The sequence below is a fragment of the Pseudarthrobacter sp. NPDC092424 genome (assembly GCF_044754925.1).
Taxonomy (GTDB): Bacteria; Actinomycetota; Actinomycetes; order Actinomycetales; family Micrococcaceae; genus Arthrobacter.
Genome location: NZ_JBIVQC010000012.1, coordinates 1 through 22,917 on the forward strand (window position 1 = coordinate 1; position 22,917 = coordinate 22,917).

Below are 22,917 nucleotides of genomic sequence, written 5' to 3' on the forward strand. Positions count from 1 at the left end.
GGCATATCCCCGGCTCTGCCCAGCTAGGCGCCGGCCGCATCATGTGGCACCTGGACAAGCTCCCGGGCGAAGGGACCATCGTGACGTACTGCCAGAGCGGGGCGCGCAATTCAGTAGCGGCCAGCGCCCTGCGCCGGGCCGGGTACGACGTGGTCGAGCTCGACGGCAGCTACGCCGCCTGGAGCGCCTCCCGGCTCAGCCCGCGGCAGTAGTAGCGCCGGGCCTGGCCCAAGCAGGCGCAAAAAAAGCAGGACCCGCCGTTCAAAACGGCGGGCCCTGCTCTTAAGTGGAAACCTAACGGTCCCGGAACTCTAGGGAATTAGAGAGCCTGGATGTTGGTGGCCTGGGGACCCTTGGGGCCCTGCTCGGTGTCGAAGGAAACCTTCTGGTTCTCTTCGAGGGAGCGGAAGCCGGAGGAGTTGATCGCGGAGTAGTGCGCGAAAACGTCCTGCGAGGAGTCGTCCGGGGAGATGAAGCCGAAGCCCTTTTCAGCGTTAAACCATTTGACGGTACCAGTAGCCATTATTTTTGTCCTTCGTGAAGGTGGAGGGAAAGTCCCGACTTTCGGGCCCTCCGGTGTGGGGTGTTCAAAACCGCTACTTCAGAAGAACGCGGACTTTCGACCGCGCGTACTGCCTGAACTACCAACTGCATAAACACAACAACAGGTTCGAGACTACAGGAGTTTCCTGCTGTGCCCTAAACGGCGGCCACCGCGGGCCTCGACCGACCCCGGGATTGGGCATATCCTGCATCCGGATCCGAAGAAACCCAGTCACCGGGAGATGACGCCATGGACATGCCGAAAGCCTCCGATGCCGACAAGGACCATTTCCGTGCGGTGGTCCCGGACCGGCCGGATGTGATGGTCAAGCCGATGTTCGGGAACATGGGGGCGTTCGTGAACGGCAACATGTTTGCGGGACTGTTCGGGTCCACCATCGGAGTGAAGCTGTCCGACGAGGACCGCGGGGTGCTCGAATCCACCGAACGGACGGTCCCCTTCGGCCCGGCGGAACGCCCCATGGGCGGGTACACCGGGCTGCCGGAGGTGTGGAACGAAGAGGGCGACGGCGACGACGCCCGGGTGCGCGCATGGGTGGAGAAGGCGCTGGGCTACGTGTCCACCCTCCCGCCGAAGGCGCCCAAGGCCGGCCCCCGGAAAACCCCGCCGCAGAAGTAGTAGACCCGCCCCCTCCGCGAGATGGCATTTCACCGCAGTGTTTGGGCCGCCAACTGCCGCGAAGTGCCATCTCGCGGTGAAGGTGGCAACGGCGCAGAAGTATGGGCGGCCATCGACGCTTCCGGACCGGTCAGCCCGGGAATCCGAAGCAGGGGAAGAACCCCTCCACCCCGGGGCGCGCGACTTCAATGCACCGTGACTTCACCTGCTCCAGCACAGCGTTGGGATCCGTGCCCGCGGCCGTCATGCCGTCAACCGTGACCGATACGTCGGCCGTGGCGGCGCGGCGCAGGTTGTTGTCCGTTGCGTTGACGGTGCCTTCATCCGGGTAGTTGCTGTGGGTATGGACGGTATCGTGCTCCAGCGGACCGGAGGCGGTCCAGGTTGCCGAGAGGCTGATGGTCACGGGATTGCCCTCGCCATCCATGCCGGCCATGTCGGTGCTGATGGAGGCCACGCCCAGCCGCGGGTCAACCACCAGCGGCGCCATATTTTGGCCTTCGGCCTGGAACAGGACCGTACCGCCGCCGCCCGCAGCCGCAGTGACCACACCCGCCGGGGCGGCGCAGATGTCCGTGACGCGCACGAACACGGCGCTCAGTCCCTGCTTGTTCACGGGGCCCGGCTGGCTGGCATACATCGCCACGCTGGAGGAGACGAACACTTCGGTTTGCTCGCAGCCTGCAGTGCTGGCCACGGTTGCGGAGCCATGCGTCGACGAGATGGTGTGGTAAATGTTCGGGGCCGCTCCGGCCGGGGCCGCGGCCAAGGCCATCGAGGCTGCAGTGCAGAGAAGAACGGGCAAGCGCTTCATAACGACTCCTTTGTATGAGGTGAAGCTACTCCCGGCCGCAACCGACCGGCAGGGCCGAACGGCCCAAAAGTTTTTCCAAGCCACCCATCCGGACTGCGGCAGCGCCCGAATAGCTTGCATAACCCAATGGTTTGGCAGCAAGCATTCTGCTGATCCATGAATCCATATCGCATTCAGGAGAACATCATGGCTACACACACCAGCACCGGCACCGCAGTCCGCACCAACGTCCAGAAAGCGTCCATGGCCGTAGGCGCCGTGTTCCTGCTGGTGGGCGTCCTGGGCTTCGTCCCGGGCATCACCGGCAACTTCGAGCAGCTGCACTTCGCAGGGGCGCACTCCGAGGCCATGCTGCTGGGCCTCTTCCAGGTGTCCGTGCTCCACAACGCGGTCCACCTGCTGTTCGGCGTTGCCGGCCTCGCCCTGGCCAAGACCGCCGGCGGCGCCCGTTCGTTCCTGCTCTACGGCGGCGTGATCTACCTGGTCCTGTTCGTCTACGGCCTGGTGGTTCCCCAGGATTCGGCCGGCAACTTCGTCCCGCTGAACCTGTTCGACAACATCCTTCACCTGCTCCTGGGGATCGGCATGGTCGCCCTGGCGCTGGTCCTCACCAAGGGCCACAAGGCACACGCCTAACCACAACTAACCACGCAAGGCACGACGCCGGGACCCGTCAAATATGGCGGGTCCCGGCGTCGTTTTCGTGGCTGGGCGGGTTGGGGCCGGCTACTGCACGGCCAGGCGCCCTTCGACCTGCGGATCAACCGGTGAGTGGTGCTCCAGGTAGTGCACCACGGTGTCCACCAGGTTGATGCCGGTGTCCACTGTGCCGGTGCCCTGGGTGAAGGTGGGGAACTGGTCGCCGCCGGTGGCCATGAAGTTGTTCGTGGCCACGCGGTAGGTGGCGGCAGGGTCCAGCGGGGTTCCGTCCGGGAGGGTGACGGAGGTGACCCGGGCGCCGAAGGGGGCGCCGGCGTCGTACGCCCATTTCAGTCCGGAGACCTGGACGGTGCCGTACTGGCTGAAGGCGCCTTCCTCCAGTACCTTGCGCACCTGGGCTCCGGTGAGGTCCATGGTGACCAGCGTGTTGTTGAACGGCAGGACGGCGTAGACCTCTTCGAGCGTGATGGGCCCTGCGTCGATGTCCGCGCGCAGGCCGCCGGCGTTGGTGAACGCGAAGTCCACCCCGTCAATGTAGGAGCGCATGCTGTCCGTGACGAAGTTGCCCATCTCGGACTCGACGCCGCGGGTGGATCCCCGCGTGATGGACGTGGCAGCCTCCCCCACGGCCTTGCCGAGTTCCGCACCGAGCTGAGCCTGGTAGCCATCCACGATCGCCTGAACTGCCGGGTCCGGGGCGATGGCGTCCGTCCAGGTGGCATCCAGCTCGATGCCTGTGCCCACTACGTCCTTCGTGGCGCGGTCCACGGTAAGAGTGACGTCCGCGTAGCCCCGGGTGTTGCCGTAGGGCTGGACCACGGGGATTCCGTTGATGACGGTGTTGTATTCGAGCGGAATGTGTCCGCCAAGGACCAGGTCCACCTCGCCGGAAAGCTGTCCCACCAGGTCCGCGAGCGCGCCGGTGGTGGCCGTTTCCAGGCCCTGGTGGGCGCTGACCACGATGGTTTCCACATGGCGTTCGCGGAGTTCCGCCACGGCGTCGTTGACCGCGGCGGCCGTCTGGTCCAGGTCCAGGAAGCTCAGGCCCTCGGTGGCGGCGGGGAGGGTGACGTTCTTGGTGTCAGGGTTTGCGACGCCGATGACGCCCACCTTGACCCCGTCCAGTTCCTCGATGACGTAGGGGCTGACGCCGGCTGGGGCGGCGCCGGTGGCGTCGTCGACGATGTTGGCGGCGATGAACGGGAAGTCGGCCTGCGCCACGCGTTCGGCGAAGGCGTCCTGGCCCCAGTCGAACTCGTGGTTGCCCACGGCGGCCGCATCCACGCCGATCGCGTTGAAGACGTCCACGGTGGAGGCGCCCTCGAAGTAGGAGGAGATGGCCGGGCCCTGCATGAAGTCGCCGGAGTCCAGGATCAGGGTGCGCGGGTTCTCCGCTTCCTCTGCCTTGAGATAGGCAGCGAGCGCGGGCGCTCCCCCGGCCAGGCGGCCCGAGCGCTTGAGCGGGGTGAGCTGGCCGTGGGTTTCATTCAGGCCGAGGATCTGGATGTCCACGGTGCGCTGGGACTGGGGTTCGGCCTGCGCCGGCGGCGTGCGGTCAGCGGCGTTGGCCGTGCCGGGGACGACGGCGGCCAGCAGCACCGCGGTCAGCGCGGCTGCGGTGCCCCTGCGGAGGGCAGGGGCCGGGTGGGTTCGAGGGGTCATGAGGGCATCTCCTGGTGCGTAGCAGTGGGATGCCGCGAACCTAGCAGAACCGGTATAACCGCTGGTGAACGGCAGGTTGCAGGCTTGGTACCGGGCGTCAGCGCACGGGACGTTCACGCATGGTTCACTCAGGCAACAGCCGCCGGCCAACCTGCCTGTTTAGGTTCAGATCCATGGACAACATCTCACGCAGATCCCTCATTTCCGCCGGCCTCGGAGCCGGGCTGGTCGCCGCCCTGCCGGGTGCCGCCGTCGCCGTTTCCACCGCGGACGACGCCGGCCTCCGCGCCGATCCGTTCATGCTCGGCATCGCCTCGGGCGAGCCGTGGCCGGACGGCTTCGTGATCTGGACGCGCCTGGCGCTGGACCCGCTGGCGGAGGACGGACTGGGCGGCATGCCGTCGCGGCAGGTCCCGGTGGCCTGGGAGGTGGCCGAGGATGCGGCCATGCGCACCGTGGTGGCACGGGGCGTCGAGCAGGCGCGGATTGAAGCCGCCCACTCCGTCCACGTCGAACTCCGCGGGCTGAAGCCCGGCCGCGAGTACTTCTACCGGTTCCGCAGCGGCCGGCACATCAGCGCCGTCGGCCGTACCCTGACCGCGCCGGCGCTGCACGAAACACCCGCCGCGCTGGCCATGGCGTTCGCCAGCTGCTCGCAGTACGAGCACGGCTACTTCACCGCCTACTCCCGCCTGGCGCAGGACCACCCGGACCTGGTGCTCCACCTGGGCGACTACCTTTACGAGTACAAGAAGGACAAATACGTGATCGGCGGCGGCAACCCCCGCGACCACGAAGGACCCGAGACGGTCACGCTCGAGGGCTACCGGCAGCGGCATGCCCAATACAAGTCCGACGCCGACCTGCAGGCGGCGCACGCCGTTGCACCGTGGCTGGTGGTGTGGGATGACCACGAGGTGGACAACAACTGGGCGGATGAGATCCCGGAGAACCGTGACGCCACGCAGATGAATGACACCACCGAGCGTTTCCGGCAGCGCCGCGCCGCCGCGTTCCAGGCGTACTACGAGAACATGCCGCTGCGCAGGTCTTCCGTTCCGGCCGGGTTCGACATGAAGATCTACCGGACCATCCAGTGGGGCCAGCTGGCCAACTTCCACATGATGGACACGCGGCAGTACCGTGACGACCAGCTCGCCGGCGACGGCTGGAAGAAGAACGTCGCGGAGCGCCTCGCCGAGGACCGCAGCATCACCGGTGCCGAGCAGGAAAAGTGGCTGCTGGACGCCTTCCGGAACTCCACGCAGCGCTGGGACATCCTCGGCCAGCAGGTGTTCTTCGCCGAACGCGACCGCAATGCCGCCCCGGAGATCGACGACGTGTCCATGGACGGCTGGGACGGCTATGCGGCCTCCCGCCGCCGCATCACCCAGGGCTGGGTGGACGCGAACGTGCGCAACGCCGTCGTCCTCACCGGCGACGTGCACCGCAACTGGGCCAGCGACCTCAAGGTGGACTACAAGGACCCGGCCTCCCCCGTGGTCGGCTCGGAGCTGGTCTGCACCTCCATCACCTCCACCGGCAACGGCACGGGCTCCACGACGGACCCCATGATGGCCTGGAACCCGCACCTGAAGTTCTTCAACGACAACCGCGGCTACGTGAACACCCGCATCACGCGCGAGTCGCTGACGGCGGACTTCCGCACCCTGGACTACGTCACGACGCCGGGCGCCCCCGTGTCCACCAAAGCCTCCTTCACGATCCGGGACGGCGTTCCGGGGCTGCAGGCGAGCGCCTAGATGAACGACCGGCGGGACGCACCGGAAAGGTGCGTCCCGCCGGTCGTGCGTGTCCGGGTCAGCGCTTGGCGTAGTCGGCTGAACCCTGCCAGTCGATCATCACGCATGGCTCTTCGCCCACTACCCATGCGTCATGGCCCGGTGCGATGGTGGCGAAATCGCCCGGCCCGTATTCCATCTCCTGGCCGTCGTCCATCACCACGTTCATACGGCCCGAGACGAAGTAGCCGGTGTGGCTGGCCTGGCAGCTGTCGGTCTTGGCGATCGGTTTGACGTGGTCGGACCAGCGCCAGCCTGGCTGGAACGTAGCGCGGCCAACAGCACCCCCGTCCAGGTTGACGAGTTCCAGCTGCCCCTTGCCGGCTTCGAAGGGGCGGGTCTCCTCCGGTGAATTTAGACTCTTACGCACTAAACCTGGCATTTTCTGCTCCTCCGAACGGGTGCTGCATTTTGCTGTGGACAGGACTACCGGTGAAGCCCCGATATCCACAGCGGAGGAGATATGGAACCCCGCCAGTGAGCACATTCTCCGCCTGCACCGCGGCAGCGGCAAGGGCCCCGGAAAAGCACTGTGGAAACCCCGTAGCCGGGCAACTGAAGGGGGCGTAGCATCCAACCATGGAACCCCTCCGGGTACTCCTCCTGCCTGGCAGCGTCCTCCCTGCCGGCCCCGCCTACGGAGCGCTGATCGAGGCGCTGGGACCGGACGTGCACGCCACCGCCAAGGACCTGGAACTGTACGCGGACGCCGCTCCCCCGCCCGGCTGGACCCTGGACACCGAGGCCGACGGCGTCCTCCGCGAAGCCGGCCGGCTCGGCTGGGACACCTTCCACCTTGTGGGCTATTCCGGCGGCGGTGCCGCGGCCCTGGCGCTCACCGCCAAGCAACCGGAGCGGCTACGGAGCCTCACACTCCTCGAAGCAGCGTGGGCCGGGAACTGGGACTGGAGCCCCGCCCACGCAGCGCTCTGGGAAGAGTACGCAAAGCTGGAGTCCCTGCCGCCGGAGCAGTTCATGCCTGCCTTCATGCGGCTGGGGGTGAAGTCCGACGTCGTCCTGCCGCCTCCGCCGCCGGGTCCCCCGCCACCGTGGATGGCCAAGCGGCCGGCGGGCATCAGCGCGTTCCTGGCGGACTTCAAGCGCTACGACCTGGACCGCACCCGCCTGGCTGCGTTCAACAAACCGGTGCTGTTCGTCCTGGGCGGGCAGAGCAACCCGGATGACTACGGGGAGGTGGCGGACCGGCTGGCCACCGTGTTTCCGGATTTCACGCTGGAGGTATTCGAGGAGCGGCACCACTTCGACCCGCCGCACCGGATCGAGCCTGAACGGCTGGCCGGACTGCTTCGGCAGCACTGGGAGCGCGCGGGTCAGGGTGCCCGCACGGCGTCGTAGGCGTTGACCCGGCCGTATTTCCAGTAACTGCCGGTGCCGGCAACGGTTCCGTCGGCCGTGGATTCGACGATGGCCCGGACACCGGCATTGGAAGCATTCGGGTGCGAGCTCAGCGCCAGCGCGGCCACGCCGGCAACCACCGGGGAGGCCATCGACGTGCCGCTGGCGATGTCATACCCCTCGGAACGGCCGTTTGACTGCAAAGCGAACGGGTGGTTGGGGAACGTCGAGTAGATGCTGACCCCCGGCGCTGCGACGTCCACCCATTTGGCACCGTAGCTCGAGAAGGAAGCCTTCGCGTCGTTGTTGTCCGTGGCCGCCACCGCAATGACGTCCGGGTAGGCGCCGGGGTAGATCTTGGCCTGGCTGCCGCCGTTGCCCGCGGCCGCCACGATGACCACGCCCGCCTTCCAGGCGTTCCGGACGGCCTCCTCCAAGGTGCGGGACGAGACCCGCTGGCCGAGGCTCATGTTGATGATGCGGGCGTTCCCTTCACCCTGTTTGGCGCTGGCGGCCCAGGCGATGCCTTTGACGATGTTCGACGTGGACCCTGATCCCGAATCGTTGAGCACCTTCACGTCGACGATGTCGCACTCCGGACACACCCCCGCCACGCCGGTGGAGTTGTGGGCCGCGGCCACGATTCCGGCCACGTGCGTGCCGTGTCCGTAGTTATCCTCGCCTGTTGCGGTGCCGCTGAAGTTCGCGCGTGCAACCACCTGGGTGCTGATGTCCGGGTTGTCCGATGCCACACCAGTATCGAGAATGGCGACCCTGATGCCCCTCCCCGTGGTCAGACCCCATGCTTCAACAGCGTCGACGTCGGCGTCGGGGGTGCCTGCGGGGACAGTGAATGTCTCCAACGTGTTCTGGAACGATCGCCCGTCATTGCGGAGGGCGTACTGGCGGTCGAAGTATGTGTCGTCCGTGACTGCGGTGACCACTGCGTCTGGTTCGGCGTACTCCACCGCGCGGTTCCGGCTCAACGCGTCAATCAGCCGCAACTCCCGGCCGGCCGGCACCTTGATGACCTGGGCCCCGGTAGTCCCCACAAAGGCGCCCTGACGCAGGCCGTGCTGGCGCAGCACGCCGTCGGCCGACGCCTGGTCCCGGAACTTAACCAGGATCTGCCCTGCGACGTGGGACGGGTCGGGGGCCGCATTTCCGGGAGCCGCCAGCGTGGTGGCGCCAAGGCCAACGAAGGCTGCAGTTAGGCCGGCGATCAGGAGCTTTTTCATAGCGCTTATAGTGCGCCCCGGACGGGCCCGCTGGATAGGGGTAATTCCCGCAGTATCGCAAAAGACGGGGCGATTGGGAGACACAGGCCGCGGGGTCCCGCGCCGCCCAAACCTCCGGCGGCTCCCTCAGTTGGGTAAAAGGCGCGCGAAAGTGCCACCCGAGCGGGCGGCAGGCCTGCGCGATATTCGGTCAATTGGACGCGCGGCCGAATCGCGTGAGAAACTTCACAGGTTTGTGTGGCGCCCACCACGGGTTTACCTGCCCGTCCGAATGCCCCGCCAAACCGCATCCGTTTCGCATCACCCACGCTCTTCATGGAGGGAACCCACTCATGAGCGATGTCTTATCCGCTGTCAATGGCGTTATCTGGAGCGACTGGCTCGTTTACCTGTGCCTGGCCACCGGCGTCTACTTCTCCGTCCGCTCCCGCTTCCTGCAGGTGCGCCACATGAAGGGAATGGTCCAGCAGCTGCTGAACGGCGAGAAGTCCGCCGACGGCGTCTCCTCGTTCCAGGCCCTCGCCATGTCCCTGTCCGGCCGCGTCGGCACCGGCAACGTCGCCGGTGTCGCCACTGCCATCGCCTTCGGCGGCCCGGGCGCACTTTTCTGGATGTGGGCTGTCGCCTTCCTCGGCGCCTCCACGTCCTTCATCGAGTGCACCCTCGGCCAGATCTACAAGGCCCGTGACCCGCAGACCGGTGAATACCGCGGCGGCCCGGCCTACTACTTCTCCCGCGCCTTCGCCCACACCAAGGCCGCCGGCTTCTTCAAGGTGTACGGCTACGTCTTCGCTGCCGTGACCGTCCTGGCGTGCGGTGTCCTCATGCCGGGCGTCCAGGCCAACTCCATGGCCACCGCCATCGAGGGTGCCTGGACCGTGCCGGCGTGGCTGGTCGCCATCGGTGCCGCCGTCGTCCTGGCCCTGGTGATCGTGGGCGGCGTCAAGCGCATCGCCAACGTCGCCTCGTTCGTCGTTCCGTTCATGGCCCTCGGCTACATCGTCCTGGCCCTCGTGGTCGTCTTCGTCAACGCCTCCGAGCTCCCCGCAATGTTCGCACTGGTGTTCCGCAGCGCCTTCGGCATGGACGCGGCGCTCGGCGCCATCATCGGCATGGCCGTGATGTGGGGCGTCAAGCGCGGCGTCTACTCCAACGAGGCCGGCCAGGGCACGGGCCCGCACGCCGCCGCCGCCGCCGAGGTTTCCCACCCGGCCAAGCAGGGCCTGGTCCAGGCGTTCGCCGTCTACATCGACACCCTGTTCGTCTGCTCCGCCACCGGCTTCCTGGTGCTCTCCACCGGCGCTTACCGTGTGTTCTCCGGCGGCAGCGAGGACGGCGAGGTGCTGGCTGAGGGCGGCCTGCTCTCCGCCACGGCCACGGTTGGTCCGCAGTACGTCCAGACCGGTTTCGACTCTGTCTTCCCGGGCTTCGGTGCCGCGTTCATCGCCGTCACGCTGATCTTCTTCTGCCTGACCACGATCATCGCGTACTACTACATGGCCGAGACCAACCTTCGCTTCCTCCTGGGCAAGTCCTCGAACACCATGATCCCCGGAATGCGTGCCAGCCTGGGCCGGGTGACCACCGTGGTCCTACAGGTTCTGGTCATCGTCGCTGTTGCCTACGGCTGCGTGAACACCGCTGCCGACGCCTGGACCATGGGCGACATCGGCGTGGGCCTCATGGCATGGCTGAACATCGTCGGCATCCTGGTCCTGCAGAAACCGGCGTTCAAGGCCCTCAAGGACTACGAGCGGCAGCAGAAGCTAGGGCTGGACCCGGTCTTCGACCCGCGGCCCCTGGGCATCACGGGCGCCACGTTCTGGGAGTCCTACAAGGCCGCCGAGCGCGAAAAGGAAGACGCACGCGTCTAAGCTGCTCAGAACTTAATGAAGTACGACGGCGGGGTGCCGGCTTTTCCGCCGGCACCCCGCCGTCGTCGTTCCCCGCCGCAGCGTGCGGTTCCGCCGCCACCGCCGCGGGCGTATCCTGAAAATCCAGCTGGTGGCGATCAAAGGAAAGTGATCAGGATGGCGTCCGAACCTGCCACACCCGGAGGCCTGCCGCCGCACCAGCCGCCGGGCGGATCGCCGGACACAGCGCCTCCGGCATCCTTTGATGGCAGGCCCAAACCGACCCGGTCCGGAGTGGTCTGGGTAGGGGTGGTGGTTGCGCTTCTCCTGCTGGTGCTGCTGATCATTTTCATCCTGCAGAACCAGGAGCCCGCCAGGGTGATGTTCCTGGGCTTGGAGGGTACGCTTCCGCTGGGGATGGCCATGTTCATCGCCAGCGTCGCAGGCGGAATAGTGGTAGCCATTGCCGGCGCCGCGCGCATCATCCAGCTCCGTTCCAACGCCCGCAGGGTGCGGATGCTCCGCAGGGAGGGCTGACGGCGAAGGCGTTCCGCCAAAGGGCGCGCGGAACTTTCGGGCCTGCCGAACGTTGTGCGGGTATGAAATGTCCTTTGGATTCAGTGGAACTTGTCATGACCGAACGCAGCGGCGTTGAAATCGACTATTGCCCGCAATGCCGGGGTGTGTGGCTTGACCGGGGGGAGCTGGACAAGATCCTGGACCGTGCCGCTGCCGCCACGGCACCCGCGCCGGCCCGTCCTGCCCCCACTCCCCCGCCCCTCTACACCAGCCACGACCCGCGGCGGGACGAGCGCAGCTACGACAGCCGCCGCAATGACAAACCAGGCTATGACCGCGACCACGACCGGCGGCACAAGAAGAAGGAAGGCTGGCTGGGCGACCTGTTCGACTTCTAGGCGGATTCCAGAGCCGTGTCTGTTCCGGGCCGCCCCGTCCGGAACAGACACCCCCGCGGCTGCCCTGTCCCATATACTCTCAGCATGCCGATCACGCTCCTGAACCGTGCCCTGGACGCCCAGCCGTCCGCCGTCGAACAGCCCGGAAGTGGCCTGTGAGCGGCGGCCTGGTCGCCCTGCTGGACGACGTCGCAGCCCTTGCCCGCATTGCCGCCGCCTCGGTGGACGACATTGCAGCCGGGGCCGCGAAAGCGGGCACCAAAGCCGCCGGCGTGGTGATTGATGACGCCGCCGTCACCCCGCAGTACGTGTCCGGCAAGGACCCGTCCCGCGAACTGCCGATGATCCGGAAGATCTTCTGGGGCTCGCTCCGGAACAAGCTGCTGGTCATCCTGCCGGCGCTGCTGCTTATCAGCGCCTTCGCCGCGTGGGCCATCCCGTTCATCCTCATGCTCGGCGGCACCTACCTCTGCTACGAGGGCGCCGAGAAAGTCTGGCACAAGATCCGCAGGGACCACGCGGATGAGCAGGCACCGGCGGTTGAGCGTGGCCCGGAGGCCGAGGACAAGGTGGTGAAGGGAGCCATCACCACCGACTTCATCCTGTCCTGCGAAATCATGGTCATCTCGATGAACGAGGTGGCCAGCGAATCGCTGCTGGCGCGGGCGCTGATCCTGGTGGTGGTGGCCCTCGCCATTACCGTGCTGGTGTACGGTGCCGTGGCGCTGATCGTGAAGATGGACGACATCGGCCTGCACCTGGCCGCCAAGGAGTCCGCCAGCTCACAGCGCATCGGCGGGCTGCTGGTCAGGGGGATGCCGAAAGTGCTGGCCGCGATCACCTTCATTGGCACTATCGCCATGCTGTGGGTGGGCGGCCACATCATGCTGCAGGGCACCCATGACCTCGGCTGGCACCTCCTCTACGACCTGGTCCACACGCTGGAAGAGCCGGTGGCGCATGTCGCCGTGGTGGGCGGCGCGCTGGCCTGGCTCGTGAACACGGCACTCTCCGCCGTCCTCGGGCTCGCCTGGGGCCTGCTGGTCCTCACCGTGGTCCACCCGCTGCTGCACGCGCTCCCCTTCGGCAAGGACAAGGGCAGCCACCAGGAGGGCGATGTCCGTGCCGAAATTGCCGGGTACCGTCCACAGAAGCACGACGACGGCGGAACGTCGCCTTAGCGGGCCCGCCGCCTCCGCGAGATGGCACTTAATAGCAATGTTGGGCCGCCGCATTGCCGTTAAGTGCCATCTCGCGGGGGCGGATGTTGGCTGCCGACCCGGGCACGGGGTAATTACGCAGTACAGATGACGCAGCGAAGAAAGGACGACCGTTGATTTTCATTACCGCCAAGTTCCCGGTCAAGCCGGAGCACGCCGATGCGTGGCCGGAGATCTCACGCGGGTTCACCGAAGGGACCAACGCCGAAGAGGGCTGCCTGTTCTTTGAGTGGTCCCGTTCCGTGGAGGATCCCAACACTTACGTCCTGATCGAAGCCTTCCGCGATGACGAGGCCGGCGGCGCGCACGTGAACTCGGAGCACTTCAAGAAGGCCACCGCCGAGCTGCCGGCATACCTGGCCCGGACCCCGGACATCATCAACGTGAAGGTGGACGGCTGGTCGAAGCTCGGGGAACTTGCCGTCGAGTAAGGCATAAAAGGGCACAGCGCCGGGGTTAGCCCTGCTGACGCGGCGGTCCCCGGGCCGGAGTTCCCGGGCCTAAGCTTTCACACCGTCCCGGGAACCCCTTCGTTCAGGACCGGAGTTTCCTGACGGTTTCCGTGGCGCCCTGGTGGTGCAGGCTGCCCAGCGCATCCAGGTACGCGCTGACGAACCGTTCGTCGTCGATGAGGTCACCAAAGACTTCGCGGTTTGAGAGGAAGGCTAGCGGTTCCCGCCGCTGGCGTGCGGCTGCCGCCGTGAGGGTGTCCCTCAGCCGGTCAACGACGTCGATCGGATTGCCCTGTTCGTCCAGGCCTTCGGCGTAGCGGGCCCAGCTGGCCACGATCGCCGCGGAGCGGTGGATCTCGCCGCCGCGTTCGAGGTTGATCCGGACGACAGGCAGCAGCCATTTGGGGATCCGGTCCGAGCTTTCGGCGCAGAGCCGGGCCAAGGTGTCACGGACGTGTTCGTTGGAGAAGCGTGCGATAAGGGTGTGCTTGTAGTCCGCCAAGTCGATGCCGGGCACCGGGTGCAGGGTCGGGGTGGCCTCATTGTCCATGTAGTCCAGCAGGAACTGCGCGAACAGCGGATCCTGGGCAACTTCGTGGGCGTAACGGTAGCCGGCGAGGTAGCCGAAATAGCACATGCCCTGGTGGCTGGCGTTCAGCAGGCGGAGCTTCATCAACTCATAGGGTTCCACGTCCTCCACCAGCTGTACCCCGGCTTTCTCGAAGGCCGGCCGGCCCAGGCTGAAGCGGTCTTCCAGGACCCACTGCTCGAACGGCTCGCAAACCACCGGCCAGGCGTCCTGCACCCCGAATTCCCGGGCGATCGCTTCCCGGTCGGCGTCGGTGGTGACGGGGGTGATCCGGTCCACCATGCTGTTGGGGAAGGGCACGTTCTCCGACACCCACTTCCCCAGGTCCGCATCCTTGAGGACGGCGAAAGCGGTGAACATTTTCCTGGCGACATCTCCGTTGCCCTGAATGTTGTCGCAGGACATCACGGTGAAGGGTGCCAGCCCGCGGGCACGCCGGCGGGCCAGGGCCTCGGTGACCAGCCCGAAGGTGGTCCGGGGTGCTGCCCCGGGGGCCAGGTCGTGGAGCACGTCGGGGTTCCCGGCGTCGAACTCTCCGGTGACGTGGTGGAAGTTGTACCCGCCCTCGGTGACGGTCAGCGATACGATCCGGACGGCGTCGGATGCCATCTTCTCGATGACGGCCTCTGGGTCATCGGGCGCAAAGAGGTACTCGATGATGGATCCGATGACCCGGCCTTCCCGCGTCCCGTCCGGGTTCTTCACCACCATGGTGTACAGGCAGTCCTGGCTGTCCATGACTTCCTTCATCCGGGCATCGCCGGGCAGGACGCCCACACCGCAGATGGCCCAATCGTAGGCCTGTCCGGCGTTCATCAGCCGGTCCAGGTACATGGCCTGGTGCGCGCGGTGGAAGCCGCCGACACCGAAATGCACGATGCCCGCCGTCAGGGCAGAACGGTCGTAATCCGGCCTGGCCAGGTCCGCCGGGAGGTCCTTCAGTGTTGCAGCGGTGAGCGGTTGCATGGGTTGTCCTTTCGGGTTCAGCGGCCGGGGTAGACGACGGCTTTGAGCTGGCCGGGGGTTTTGCCGGCTTTGAGCGCCGCTTCGGCTTGGGTGAGGGGGTATTTGCCGGTGACGAGGATGTCGAGGTCGACTTTCCGGTCGGCGATGAGTTGGATGGCCAGGGGCCAGGTGTTGGTGTAGCGGAAGACGCCGGAGAGCCAGATTTCGCGGTTTTGGATGTAGGAGACGGGGAGTTCGACGTCGTCGGCGCCGAGCCCCACCAGGATGACGCGCCCGGCCGGTGCCACGGCCTTGATGCCGGCGCGGACTGCCTGTGGTGCGCCGGAGGCGTCGATGAACGCGTCGACGTCGAGCCCTTCCACGGTGTCGGTCCTGGCGTTGAGGGCGTGGGTGGCGCCGTGTTCAAGGGCGAAAGCCAGGCGGTCTTCGGCGATGTCGCTGATGTAGATTTCGGTGGCGCCGTAGGCGCGGGCGGCCTGGGCGGCGATGATGCCGATCGGTCCGGCACCCGCGATCAGGACCCGGCTGCCCGGACGGATCTCCGCCCTCTCGCAGGCCCAGAGACCGACCGAGAGCGGTTCGATCAGGGCTGCGGCTTCGTCGCTGACGCTGTCGGGGATGTCGTAGGCGAAGTCGGACTGGATGGTGACGTATTCGGCGAAGGCGCCGTCGATCGGCGGGGTGGCGTAGAACTCGATGTCCGGGCAGAGGTTGTAGCGTCCGGCCTTGCACTGCTTGCAGGTGCGGCAGGGGCGCTGGGGTTCGACGGCGACGCGGCGGCCGATGCGGGCGGGATCCACGTTGGTTCCGACGGCGGTGATCCGGCCGGAGAGTTCGTGGCCGAGGATCAGGGGGTGGTCCACGACGTAGGGGCCGATCCGGCCGTGTTCGTAGTAGTGCACGTCGCTGCCGCAGACCCCGACGGCGGCGACCTGGACCAGGACCTGGTCGGCGTCCGGCTGCGGAAGGGGCAGGGTTTCCATGGCCATGTCGCCCTGGCGTTTGAGGATGTTGGCGCGCATGGTCGTGGGCTGTTCCGTGGACGCGGTGGAGTCGTTCCCGGCGGTCGCTTGGGTGGTGGGGGTGGTCATTGGTGGTGTGTCCTTCCGGAGGTTCCGCAGGTTTATTTGACGGCGCCGAGGGACAGGCCCTGGACGAGTTTGTCCTGGGCGGCGAATCCGGCGAAGAGCACGGGCAGGGAGATGACGACGGCGGCGGCGCAGACCTTGGCGAGGAAGAGGCCTTGGCTGGAGACGAAGCCGGTGAGGAAGACCGGTGCGGTTCCGGCCATGACACCGGTGAGGACGCGGGCGAGGAGCAGTTCGTTCCAGCTGAAGATGAAGCAGATCAGGGCGGTCGCTGCGATGCCGGGCATCGCGACAGGGGCGACAACGGCGCGGAGGGTCAGGAGGAGGCCGGCGCCGTCGATTTGGGACGCTTCGAGCATTTCGACGGGGACTTCGGCGAGGAAGGAGCGCATCATCCAGACTGCGATGGGCAGGTTCATGGACGTGTACATGAGGATCAGGAACCAGATGTTGTCCAGCCCGCCGATGGTCTTGGCGAACAGGAACAGCGGCAGGACAGCCGCCACGATCGGCAGCATCTTGGTGGAAAGGAAGAAGAACATCACGTCCGTCCACTTCTTCACCGGCCTGATCGAGAGGGCTTAGGCGGCCGGGATGGCCAGGATCAGCACCAGCACCGTGGAAAGGACCGATGCGGTGGCCGAATTAATCAGCGGCGGCCAGGGGCTGACCCCCGAGCTGGCCCCGAAGAACTCGGCATAGGCATCAAGCGTCAGCGGTGCGCCGACGGACGGCGGGTTGGTGGCGGCATCCGTTTCAGTGTGGAAGGAGGTCAGGATCATCCACAGCACCGGGGCGGCGAACAGCAGGGCCAGCAGCCACGCGGCGATGCCGGCGGCGGTGTTGTTCCGGGTCGGGTCCATCCGGGACTTGCCCCGGCCCGACATCCTGAACCACTCGAAGCCGCGGCGTCGGGATCCGGTGTTCAAAGCGGTAGGGCCGGGAGGTGTACTGCGGGGTGCGGCAGGAGTCGTTGTGCTCATCGTGCTGCCTCCTTCTTGAAGAGCGAGAAAACGGTGCGCAGGGCGAAGGTCGCCACGGTGATCGTGCCGATCACCACCACCACGCCGGTTGCTGAGGCCAGGCCGTACTCGTTGGCGAAGTAGAACGTCTGGTAGATCGAGTAGGGCAGGTTCGCGGTTCCCAGCCCGCCGGAGGTCAGGGTGAACACGGCGTCGAAGTTCTGCACGATATAGATCGCGCCGAGCAGGCCGCCAAGTTCCAGGTACTGGCGCAGGTGCGGCAGCGTCAGGTGGGTAAAGATCTCCCACGGGCTCGCCCCGTCCATCTGGGCCGCTTCCACGGTGTCCATGGGCCGGGACTGCAGCCCGGCGAGCAGGATCAGCATCATGAACGGGGTCCACTGCCACACCAGGGACAGGATCACCGCCATCAGCGGCGCCTGGGAGAGCAGATCCGGCTGCGGCGGGGAATCAGAGCCGAACAGGGACCAGATCCAGGTCAGGGTCCCGTTGATCAGCCCATAGGTCGGGTTCAGCAGGGCGTGCTTCCACACCAGCGCGGCAGCCACGGGAACCACCAGGAACGGTGCGATCAGCAGGGTGCGGGCCAGGCCGCGGCCGATGAACTTCTTATCCAGCAGCAATGCCAGACCGAGGCCGATGAGCAGGGACGCGAGCACCACGGACACCGTCAGGAGGATCGTGGTGAAGATCGCCTGGCGCAGGTCCGCGTTGGTGAGGACCTCCACGTAGTTGCTGAAACCCGCGAATCCCGTCTGGTCCGGGCGCAGGCTGTTCCAGTTCAGGAACGAAATGATCAACGTCGCGGCGAAAGGCAACTGGGTGACGATGATCAGGAAAACCAGGGCCGGCAGCAGCGGCGCGCGCCGCGCCCACGCCGTCGCGCGTTCACGCGCCCTGGCATCCTTCGGAAGTTTAGGGGCGCCGTGCCCTGGGCGGGCTGCGCGCGCTGGTGCGATAGTCATCATCTGTCTCCTGCGGTCCTGCGGCCCACCCCGCCCCGGATCAAAAAGAAGGGGCGGGCCGCAAAACCGATCGGTGGGTGGTTACTTCTTGTACTTGTCGCCGATTTTCTGGGCCGCTTCCTGACCCTTGGCCAGCGCGTCCTCAACGGTGCCCTGCCCGGCAATGGCCGAACTCACGCCCTGCGACACCGTGGTGCCAAGATCCGCGAACTCCGGAATACCCACGAACTGGATACCAACCACGGGACGTTCCTGCAGACCCGGGTTCTTCGGATCCGCGTTCTCAATCGCCGAACGCTCCGCTTCGAAGAACGGTGCGGCCTTCTGGAACTCAGCGTTCTCATACGTGGAAATCCGCTTCCCCGACGGAACCTTGGCCCAGCCAAGCTTCTCCGCAACCAGCTCCTCATACTCCTTCGAACTGGCCCACGCAATGAACTTCCCCGCAGCGTCCTGCTTCTTCGAGGCAGCCTGCACGCCCCAGGACCAGGTCCACAGCCAGCCCGAAGAATCCGTCTTCTTCACCGGCGCCTGGGCGTAACCGATCTTGCCCTTCACCGGCGAACCCTCAGCTTCAAGGGCACCGGCGGCGGAGGTAGCGTCGTACCACATCGCCACCTTGGACTGGGACATGTTGTTCAGGCACTCCGTGAACCCGGCCTGGGCAGCACCGGCCTCACCATGCTTCTTCACCAGATCCACATAAAACTGCGTGGCTTCCTTGAACTCCGGGGCATTGACCTGGGCATTCCAGTCCTTATCGAACCAGGTACCCCCGAACGTGTTCACCACCGTCGTCAACGGAGCGAAGACCTGGCCCCAGCCCGGCTGGCCGCGCAGGCAGATGCCCTTCATACCCGGAGCGGCACCATCAGCCTTCGCCGCCAGCTCCGCCACCTGGTCCCACGTGGGCTTCTCCGGCATCGTCAGGCCCTTGGCCTCCAAGACGTCCTTCCGGTACATCAGGAAAGACGACTCCCCATAGAAAGGTTCGCCATACAGCTTGCCGTCCTTGCCCGTCAGCGACGCGGTGTAGGCAGGCAGGATGTCGTCCTGATTAAACTCGGGGTCTTCCGCCACGGCATCAAGCGGGGCCAGCCAACCGTTCTCCGAATAGAACGGAATCTCGTAATTCGACAGCGAAGCCACATCGTACTGGCCCGCCTGGCTCGAGAACTCCTGACTGATCTTCGCCCGCACATCGTTCTCCGGCAGGATCGTGTAATTAACCTTGATCCCCGTCTCCTTCGTGAAGTTATCCGCAGTGAGCTTCTGCAGATCCTCCATCTGAGGATTGTTCACCATCAGGACATTAATGCTCTTCTGATCACCGTCAGCCGTACCGCCGCCGGCACCGGCACAAGCCGATGCGGAGAGGGCGATGCACAAGGCACCGGCAGCGAACGAGGCAGCGCGCATAGTGGGGCGCATAAGAACTCCTTTGTGCTTAAAGGTCTGGGAACCAGTCCGGACCGCTGTTCCCGGGCCTGCGGACTGGATGATCACTCGGGCCGAAGCGTACGACGGCCTCTCAACCGCCCTGCACTTTTGAGCAGACCCGATCCGCTCATCTGTCATGTGACTCTAGTCATATACACTCGATTGAGCAAGAGCAGATTTCTCAATTGATCGTCCAAAGGAGGTGAATCGGTGTCCGGGTCTTCGCATGACGAGCTTCTGGCACAGGTCAGCAGGGATTACTACCTGGAAAACCGGCCAAAGGTGGAGATTGCTGCCAGCCATGCAATTTCACGGTTCCAGGTAGCGCGGCTGCTCGCTGAGGCGCGTGAAAAGGGCATCGTGGAAATCAAGGTGCACTTCCCCTCCGCCTTCTCCGACTCGGACGTGCGGCGGCTCGAGTCATGGCTGGGTATCCGGCAGGTTGTGGTCGCAGACTCCAGCGGTGACGAAAACCAGGCCCGCAGGATTCTGGCCAAAGCTGCAGCTGCCGAAATTACCCGTCAAGCACCGGCCGGCGGAACGCTGGGCATTTCATGGTCCCGCACCCTGGATGTCGCCTCGCAGCTGGTCCGCGACCTTCCCCGTTGCGACATCGTACAGCTGGCGGGCGCCCTGCCGGCGGCGGCAGAAAGCAACCCGCTGGAGCTTATTCAGCGCCTTGGACATTTGAGCGACGGGATGACGTGGCCCCTGTGGGCGCCCCTCGTGGTTGAAGATCCCATCACTGCATCCGGACTTCGCCGGCAGCAGGAAATCGCCGGCGCCCTCACCAAAGCCGATTCATTGGACCTTGCGGTAGTGGCCATCGGCGCCTGGAAGGCCGGCAGCTCCACCGTCTGGGAGCGGGCCGACGAGTCAATCCGGCAACGGGCCTTGGAGGCCGGCGCCGTGGCGGAGTGCTCGGGCAGGCTGCTGGATGCGTCTGGCACTGCGGTCAAGTCGGGACTGGACGAGCACATCATCGCCGTCACCATCAAGCAGCTGCAGCGCACCCCCAACGTCATTGCCGTGGCACAGGGCAAGGCCCGGGCGGACGCAGTACGGGCCGTGGCCAGGGCCGGATTCATCACTACGCTGATCATGGATATCCCGCTGGCCAAGGCCCTTTACGAGCTAATGAATGAGGAGAAATAAGCTATGAGCGTTGTCGTCGGCGTGGACTCCTCCACGCAGTCCTGCAAGGTCCTCACCGTCGATGCGGCCAGTGGCGAGGTCATCACCGCGGGTGCCGCCGCCCATCCGGACCTCACCGCAGTGGATCCGCGGATCTGGACTGGGGCACTGAAGGACGCGTGGCGGAAGGCCGGCGCGGACAGCTTGGGGAGCTCAGTTGCCGGTGCCGGCATCGCGGCGCAGCAGCACGGCATGGTGGCCCTGGACAGTTCCAGGACACCCGTCCACGATGCGCTGCTGTGGAACGATACCGGCAGTGCGCCCGACGCGGCGCGGCTCCGGGATGAGTTGGGCTCCGAGGCCTGGGTTGACGCTGTAAACCTGGTGCCGGTGGCTTCCTTCACCATCTCCAAGCTGGCATGGCTCGCACGGAACAGGCCTGAAGCCGCCGCCCGCGTGGACCAGGTAGTCCTGCCGCACGACTGGCTGAACGGCGCCCTCGGCGGGGACTTTAGTACCGACCGGAGCGATGCCTCGGGCACGGGATACTTCTCCCCGGTGACGAACAGCTACCGGACGGACCTGCTGGAACGCTTTTTTGGGCGCGTACCCAACCTTCCGCGCGTCGTGGCCTCCCATGAGCAGGCGGGGACCGTCCGCGGCGGCTGGGGCATCGATGGCGCCGTCCTGGCAGCTGGCGCCGGCGACAATGCGGCAGCAGCACTGGGCCTTGGCCTGCGTCCCGGCGAGGTTGTCGTCTCGATCGGCACGTCCGGAACCGTTTTCACCAGCACCGAATCAGCAACCCGGGACCAAACCGGCAGCATCGCAGGATTCGCCGACGCCGCCGGCGGTCACCTTCCCCTCCTGGCCATGCTCAATTCGGCCCGCGTCATGGCCGCCACAGCAGCCATGCTCGACGTCGACCTCGCCCGGCTCGACGACCTGGCCCAACGCGCCGACAGGGACGCCGGCGGCCTGACCTTCATCCCCTATCTCGACGGCGAGCGCAGCCCTGACCTCCCCAATTCGAACGGCAGCCTCGCGGGCCTGACCAGGGCAAACATGACTCCGGAAAACCTTGCCCGCGCTTCCGTCCTCGGCGTCCTGAACTCGCTGGCCGACGCCGTCGACGTCCTGAAGCGCTCCGGCGGCGCCCCGGACAAGGTGCTCCTCATCGGCGGCGGCTCGAAGTCCCAGGCGCTGCGCCAGGCCGCCGCAAGCATCTTCAACCTGCCGGTCGAAGTACCCGCAACCCGGGAGTATGTGGCACTCGGCGCAGCCAGGCAGGCCGCATGGGCAGCCTCCGGGGAACTCCCTGACTGGAGCCGGAAGATAGACGCCGCCTACGAGCCCGACGGGGACTGGGGCCTGGCCGTTCGGGAACGTTACGCGGAAGCCCGCAAGGCCTTCTACGGGGTATAGCCCTGGTGGGCTGCCGGCCTACCTGTCCCCGACCTTACGCGGCGGCCCGCTGGATTCACGCGGAATGAGTGTGGGGATCGACTTCCTGATCCGGGGTTCCTGGCCCGGGTGCATGATGAGGTCGATGGCCGTCCTGGCGATCTGGTCCAGGGGAACGTGGACCGACGTCAGCGGGGTGGGAAGCCTGGCGGACAACGGCGTGTCGTTGTAGCCCACCAGTGCAAGGTCGGGGCCGATCCTCAGCTCATGGCGGTGGGCGGCCGCCATGATGCCCATGGCGGTGTTGTCGTTGGCGGCAAACACCGCAGTAGGCCGTTTTTTCGCGGCCAGAAGCGCCTCTCCTGCAGCGAAACCGTTTTCAATGCCGTAGCCGGCCGCCACGAGCCAGGACTCGGACGGGGTGATCCCCGCTTCGTCCATGGCCTTGCGGGCCCCGGCCAGGCGGGCTATGCCCGTGGACGTGAAGGTGGGGCCCGTGACGACCGCAATGTCGCGGTGCCCCAGGTCGATGAGGTGGCGCACGGCGAGGTAGCCGCCCACTTCGTCGTCACCCAGCGCGGACGGGCTGACGCCGTCAGTGCGCAGCACCAGGGCGTGCGGGACGCGGCGTTCGCGCAGGAAGAGCGGAAGGCCGTCGTCGAGCCTTGCCGTGGCCAGGATCAGCCCGTCTACGTTGCGGTCCAGCAGCGTCTCGGCGGCACGCCGTTCGTCGTCCGGATCATCACCGCTGGTGGCCACCATGGCGAAGTAGCCGCGCGAGGACGCCGCCCGCTCCAGCTCCTCGAACATCAGCGCCATGACGGTGTCACTGAGCCGCGGGACCAGCACGCCGAGCGTGCGGGTCTCCCCCCGCCGCAGGCTCGAGGCGAACGAGTTCCGCCGGTAGCCCAGTTCCTCGGCAACCTTCCGTACATGCGCGGCAGCGGCTGAGCGGGAGGTCGTGCGCTCATCCAGCGCGCGGCTGGCCGTGGAGATGCTGACGCCGCTCGCGGCGGCGACGTCCTTGAGCGTGACGATGGTGCCGGGGGCCGGTTCCATGGGCCGTTCTCCTCTTCAGCAGGGGTGTAACAGACACTCTATTCCCCTTTTTGCAAACGTTCTCTTGACAGTGAGCTGCGACACGTGCAAACTTGAAAACGTTCCCGCAAACGTTTTCACAGAGAAGCGGGA

22 protein-coding genes and 1 pseudogene are annotated in these 22,917 nt (G+C 66.2%); 12 read left to right on the top strand and 11 right to left on the bottom strand.

Annotation, left to right across the window (positions count from 1 at the left end; genetic code table 11):
- On the top strand, positions 1 to 212 hold a 212-nt coding region (locus tag ACIQCN_RS14185), incomplete at its 5' end, for a rhodanese-like domain-containing protein (protein WP_400611457.1).
- Between the two features lie 107 nt (positions 213 to 319).
- Here ACIQCN_RS14185 and ACIQCN_RS14190 read toward each other — a convergent pair.
- Positions 320 to 523, bottom strand: coding sequence for a cold-shock protein (locus ACIQCN_RS14190; RefSeq protein ID WP_015936345.1), 204 nt, complete (start codon positions 521 to 523; stop codon positions 320 to 322).
- A 270-nt stretch (positions 524 to 793) separates the two neighbouring features.
- On the opposite strand from ACIQCN_RS14190, the gene ACIQCN_RS14195 reads away from it, so the two are divergent.
- Positions 794 to 1,183, top strand: coding sequence for a TfoX/Sxy family protein (locus ACIQCN_RS14195; RefSeq protein WP_400611459.1), 390 nt, complete (start codon positions 794 to 796; stop codon positions 1,181 to 1,183).
- A 130-nt stretch (positions 1,184 to 1,313) separates the two neighbouring features.
- On the opposite strand, the gene ACIQCN_RS14200 is transcribed toward ACIQCN_RS14195, so the two are convergent.
- Complete coding sequence (locus ACIQCN_RS14200) at positions 1,314 to 1,997, bottom strand: hypothetical protein (RefSeq protein ID WP_400611461.1); 684 nt, start codon at positions 1,995 to 1,997, stop codon at positions 1,314 to 1,316.
- Between the two features lie 186 nt (positions 1,998 to 2,183).
- On the opposite strand from ACIQCN_RS14200, the gene ACIQCN_RS14205 reads away from it, so the two are divergent.
- Positions 2,184 to 2,633: a DUF4383 domain-containing protein gene (locus ACIQCN_RS14205; protein ID WP_400611463.1), complete on the top strand. Its 450-nt coding sequence runs from the start codon at positions 2,184 to 2,186 to the stop codon at positions 2,631 to 2,633.
- Positions 2,634 to 2,723: 90 nt separating this feature from the next.
- On the opposite strand, the gene ACIQCN_RS14210 is transcribed toward ACIQCN_RS14205, so the two are convergent.
- Positions 2,724 to 4,319 carry a bifunctional metallophosphatase/5'-nucleotidase gene (locus ACIQCN_RS14210; RefSeq protein WP_400611465.1) on the bottom strand — a complete coding sequence of 532 codons (1,596 nt, stop codon included), beginning with the start codon at positions 4,317 to 4,319 and terminating at the stop codon, positions 2,724 to 2,726.
- 173 nt (positions 4,320 to 4,492) lie between these two features.
- Between ACIQCN_RS14210 and ACIQCN_RS14215 the strand changes: the two genes are divergently transcribed.
- Positions 4,493 to 6,082 (top strand): alkaline phosphatase D family protein, encoded by a 1,590-nt coding sequence (locus ACIQCN_RS14215; protein WP_400605672.1) that lies wholly within the window; start codon positions 4,493 to 4,495, stop codon positions 6,080 to 6,082.
- Positions 6,083 to 6,140: 58 nt separating this feature from the next.
- Here ACIQCN_RS14215 and ACIQCN_RS14220 read toward each other — a convergent pair whose 3' ends face one another.
- Positions 6,141 to 6,503 carry a cupin domain-containing protein gene (locus tag ACIQCN_RS14220; protein ID WP_400605670.1) on the bottom strand — a complete coding sequence of 121 codons (363 nt, stop codon included), beginning with the start codon at positions 6,501 to 6,503 and terminating at the stop codon, positions 6,141 to 6,143.
- 197 nt (positions 6,504 to 6,700) lie between these two features.
- Between ACIQCN_RS14220 and ACIQCN_RS14225 the strand changes: the two genes are divergently transcribed.
- The gene (locus ACIQCN_RS14225) at positions 6,701 to 7,477 is read left to right on the top strand and encodes an alpha/beta fold hydrolase (protein ID WP_400611467.1); all 777 of its coding nucleotides are present in this window, start codon (positions 6,701 to 6,703) and stop codon (positions 7,475 to 7,477) included.
- Here the strand turns inward: ACIQCN_RS14225 and ACIQCN_RS14230 are convergent.
- Entirely contained in the window at positions 7,453 to 8,715 is a 1,263-nt protein-coding gene (locus ACIQCN_RS14230) for a S8 family serine peptidase (protein WP_400611469.1), read from the bottom strand. The genes ACIQCN_RS14225 and ACIQCN_RS14230 overlap by 25 nt on opposite strands.
- Positions 8,716 to 9,047: 332 nt before the next feature.
- Between ACIQCN_RS14230 and ACIQCN_RS14235 the strand changes: the two genes are divergently transcribed.
- The 5 genes from ACIQCN_RS14235 (at position 9,048) to ACIQCN_RS14255 (ending at position 13,136) form a co-directional block, all read left to right on the top strand.
- On the top strand, positions 9,048 to 10,589 hold the full coding sequence (locus ACIQCN_RS14235) for an alanine/glycine:cation symporter family protein (RefSeq protein ID WP_400605663.1): 1,542 nt from the start codon (positions 9,048 to 9,050) through the stop codon (positions 10,587 to 10,589).
- A 156-nt stretch (positions 10,590 to 10,745) separates the two neighbouring features.
- Entirely contained in the window at positions 10,746 to 11,105 is a 360-nt protein-coding gene (locus ACIQCN_RS14240) for a lipopolysaccharide assembly LapA domain-containing protein (protein WP_400611471.1), read from the top strand.
- Between the two features lie 62 nt (positions 11,106 to 11,167).
- Positions 11,168 to 11,485 carry a zf-TFIIB domain-containing protein gene (locus tag ACIQCN_RS14245; protein WP_400611473.1) on the top strand — a complete coding sequence of 106 codons (318 nt, stop codon included), beginning with the start codon at positions 11,168 to 11,170 and terminating at the stop codon, positions 11,483 to 11,485.
- A 155-nt stretch (positions 11,486 to 11,640) separates the two neighbouring features.
- Entirely contained in the window at positions 11,641 to 12,666 is a 1,026-nt protein-coding gene (locus tag ACIQCN_RS14250; protein ID WP_400611475.1) for a DUF808 domain-containing protein, read from the top strand.
- 152 nt (positions 12,667 to 12,818) lie between these two features.
- Entirely contained in the window at positions 12,819 to 13,136 is a 318-nt protein-coding gene (locus tag ACIQCN_RS14255) for a putative quinol monooxygenase (protein WP_400605654.1), read from the top strand.
- A 103-nt stretch (positions 13,137 to 13,239) separates the two neighbouring features.
- On the opposite strand, the gene ACIQCN_RS14260 is transcribed toward ACIQCN_RS14255, so the two are convergent.
- The 5 genes and pseudogenes from ACIQCN_RS14260 to ACIQCN_RS14280 all read right to left on the bottom strand — a co-directional run bounded on the left by ACIQCN_RS14260 (position 13,240) and on the right by ACIQCN_RS14280 (position 19,179).
- Positions 13,240 to 14,712, bottom strand: a complete 1,473-nt coding sequence (locus ACIQCN_RS14260) for a mannitol dehydrogenase family protein (RefSeq protein WP_400605652.1) — start codon at positions 14,710 to 14,712, stop codon at positions 13,240 to 13,242.
- Positions 14,713 to 14,729: 17 nt separating this feature from the next.
- Complete coding sequence (locus ACIQCN_RS14265) at positions 14,730 to 15,803, bottom strand: NAD(P)-dependent alcohol dehydrogenase (protein WP_400611477.1); 1,074 nt, start codon at positions 15,801 to 15,803, stop codon at positions 14,730 to 14,732.
- 32 nt (positions 15,804 to 15,835) lie between these two features.
- Positions 15,836 to 16,783, bottom strand: a pseudogene (locus ACIQCN_RS14270) (carbohydrate ABC transporter permease).
- Positions 16,780 to 17,748, bottom strand: a complete 969-nt coding sequence (locus ACIQCN_RS14275; RefSeq protein ID WP_400611479.1) for a carbohydrate ABC transporter permease — start codon at positions 17,746 to 17,748, stop codon at positions 16,780 to 16,782. The pseudogene ACIQCN_RS14270 and the gene ACIQCN_RS14275 overlap by 4 nt, the downstream one beginning before the upstream one ends.
- Before the next feature lie 81 nt (positions 17,749 to 17,829).
- Positions 17,830 to 19,179: an ABC transporter substrate-binding protein gene (locus ACIQCN_RS14280; protein WP_400605642.1), complete on the bottom strand. Its 1,350-nt coding sequence runs from the start codon at positions 19,177 to 19,179 to the stop codon at positions 17,830 to 17,832.
- A 219-nt stretch (positions 19,180 to 19,398) separates the two neighbouring features.
- On the opposite strand from ACIQCN_RS14280, the gene ACIQCN_RS14285 reads away from it, so the two are divergent.
- Together ACIQCN_RS14285 and xylB are read left to right on the top strand one after the other, a co-directional pair.
- Positions 19,399 to 20,343 carry a sugar-binding transcriptional regulator gene (locus ACIQCN_RS14285; protein WP_400605640.1) on the top strand — a complete coding sequence of 315 codons (945 nt, stop codon included), beginning with the start codon at positions 19,399 to 19,401 and terminating at the stop codon, positions 20,341 to 20,343.
- 3 nt (positions 20,344 to 20,346) lie between these two features.
- Positions 20,347 to 21,747: a xylulokinase gene (gene xylB, locus ACIQCN_RS14290; RefSeq protein WP_400605639.1), complete on the top strand. Its 1,401-nt coding sequence runs from the start codon at positions 20,347 to 20,349 to the stop codon at positions 21,745 to 21,747.
- 18 nt (positions 21,748 to 21,765) lie between these two features.
- On the opposite strand, the gene ACIQCN_RS14295 is transcribed toward xylB, so the two are convergent.
- Positions 21,766 to 22,785 carry a LacI family DNA-binding transcriptional regulator gene (locus ACIQCN_RS14295; RefSeq protein WP_400611481.1) on the bottom strand — a complete coding sequence of 340 codons (1,020 nt, stop codon included), beginning with the start codon at positions 22,783 to 22,785 and terminating at the stop codon, positions 21,766 to 21,768.
- Positions 22,786 to 22,917 lie beyond the last annotated feature (132 nt).

What these genes read in the sequence shown, in the direction of transcription:
- ACIQCN_RS14205 (WP_400611463.1), top strand. Translation starts at nt 2,184, where the DNA reads ATGGCTACACACACCAGCACCGGCACCGCAGTCCGCACCAACGTCCAG.
- ACIQCN_RS14230 (WP_400611469.1), bottom strand. Translation starts at nt 8,715, where the DNA reads ATGAAAAAGCTCCTGATCGCCGGCCTAACTGCAGCCTTCGTTGGCCTT.
- ACIQCN_RS14220 (WP_400605670.1), bottom strand. Translation starts at nt 6,503, where the DNA reads ATGCCAGGTTTAGTGCGTAAGAGTCTAAATTCACCGGAGGAGACCCGC.
- xylB (WP_400605639.1), top strand. Translation starts at nt 20,347, where the DNA reads ATGAGCGTTGTCGTCGGCGTGGACTCCTCCACGCAGTCCTGCAAGGTC.
- ACIQCN_RS14235 (WP_400605663.1), top strand. Translation starts at nt 9,048, where the DNA reads ATGAGCGATGTCTTATCCGCTGTCAATGGCGTTATCTGGAGCGACTGG.
- ACIQCN_RS14200 (WP_400611461.1), bottom strand. Translation starts at nt 1,997, where the DNA reads ATGAAGCGCTTGCCCGTTCTTCTCTGCACTGCAGCCTCGATGGCCTTG.
- ACIQCN_RS14210 (WP_400611465.1), bottom strand. Translation starts at nt 4,319, where the DNA reads ATGACCCCTCGAACCCACCCGGCCCCTGCCCTCCGCAGGGGCACCGCA.
- ACIQCN_RS14215 (WP_400605672.1), top strand. Translation starts at nt 4,493, where the DNA reads ATGGACAACATCTCACGCAGATCCCTCATTTCCGCCGGCCTCGGAGCC.
- ACIQCN_RS14275 (WP_400611479.1), bottom strand. Translation starts at nt 17,748, where the DNA reads ATGACTATCGCACCAGCGCGCGCAGCCCGCCCAGGGCACGGCGCCCCT.
- ACIQCN_RS14280 (WP_400605642.1), bottom strand. Translation starts at nt 19,179, where the DNA reads ATGCGCCCCACTATGCGCGCTGCCTCGTTCGCTGCCGGTGCCTTGTGC.
- ACIQCN_RS14260 (WP_400605652.1), bottom strand. Translation starts at nt 14,712, where the DNA reads ATGCAACCGCTCACCGCTGCAACACTGAAGGACCTCCCGGCGGACCTG.
- ACIQCN_RS14225 (WP_400611467.1), top strand. Translation starts at nt 6,701, where the DNA reads ATGGAACCCCTCCGGGTACTCCTCCTGCCTGGCAGCGTCCTCCCTGCC.
- ACIQCN_RS14195 (WP_400611459.1), top strand. Translation starts at nt 794, where the DNA reads ATGGACATGCCGAAAGCCTCCGATGCCGACAAGGACCATTTCCGTGCG.
- ACIQCN_RS14245 (WP_400611473.1), top strand. Translation starts at nt 11,168, where the DNA reads ATGAAATGTCCTTTGGATTCAGTGGAACTTGTCATGACCGAACGCAGC.
- ACIQCN_RS14240 (WP_400611471.1), top strand. Translation starts at nt 10,746, where the DNA reads ATGGCGTCCGAACCTGCCACACCCGGAGGCCTGCCGCCGCACCAGCCG.
- ACIQCN_RS14265 (WP_400611477.1), bottom strand. Translation starts at nt 15,803, where the DNA reads ATGACCACCCCCACCACCCAAGCGACCGCCGGGAACGACTCCACCGCG.
- ACIQCN_RS14295 (WP_400611481.1), bottom strand. Translation starts at nt 22,785, where the DNA reads ATGGAACCGGCCCCCGGCACCATCGTCACGCTCAAGGACGTCGCCGCC.
- ACIQCN_RS14190 (WP_015936345.1), bottom strand. Translation starts at nt 523, where the DNA reads ATGGCTACTGGTACCGTCAAATGGTTTAACGCTGAAAAGGGCTTCGGC.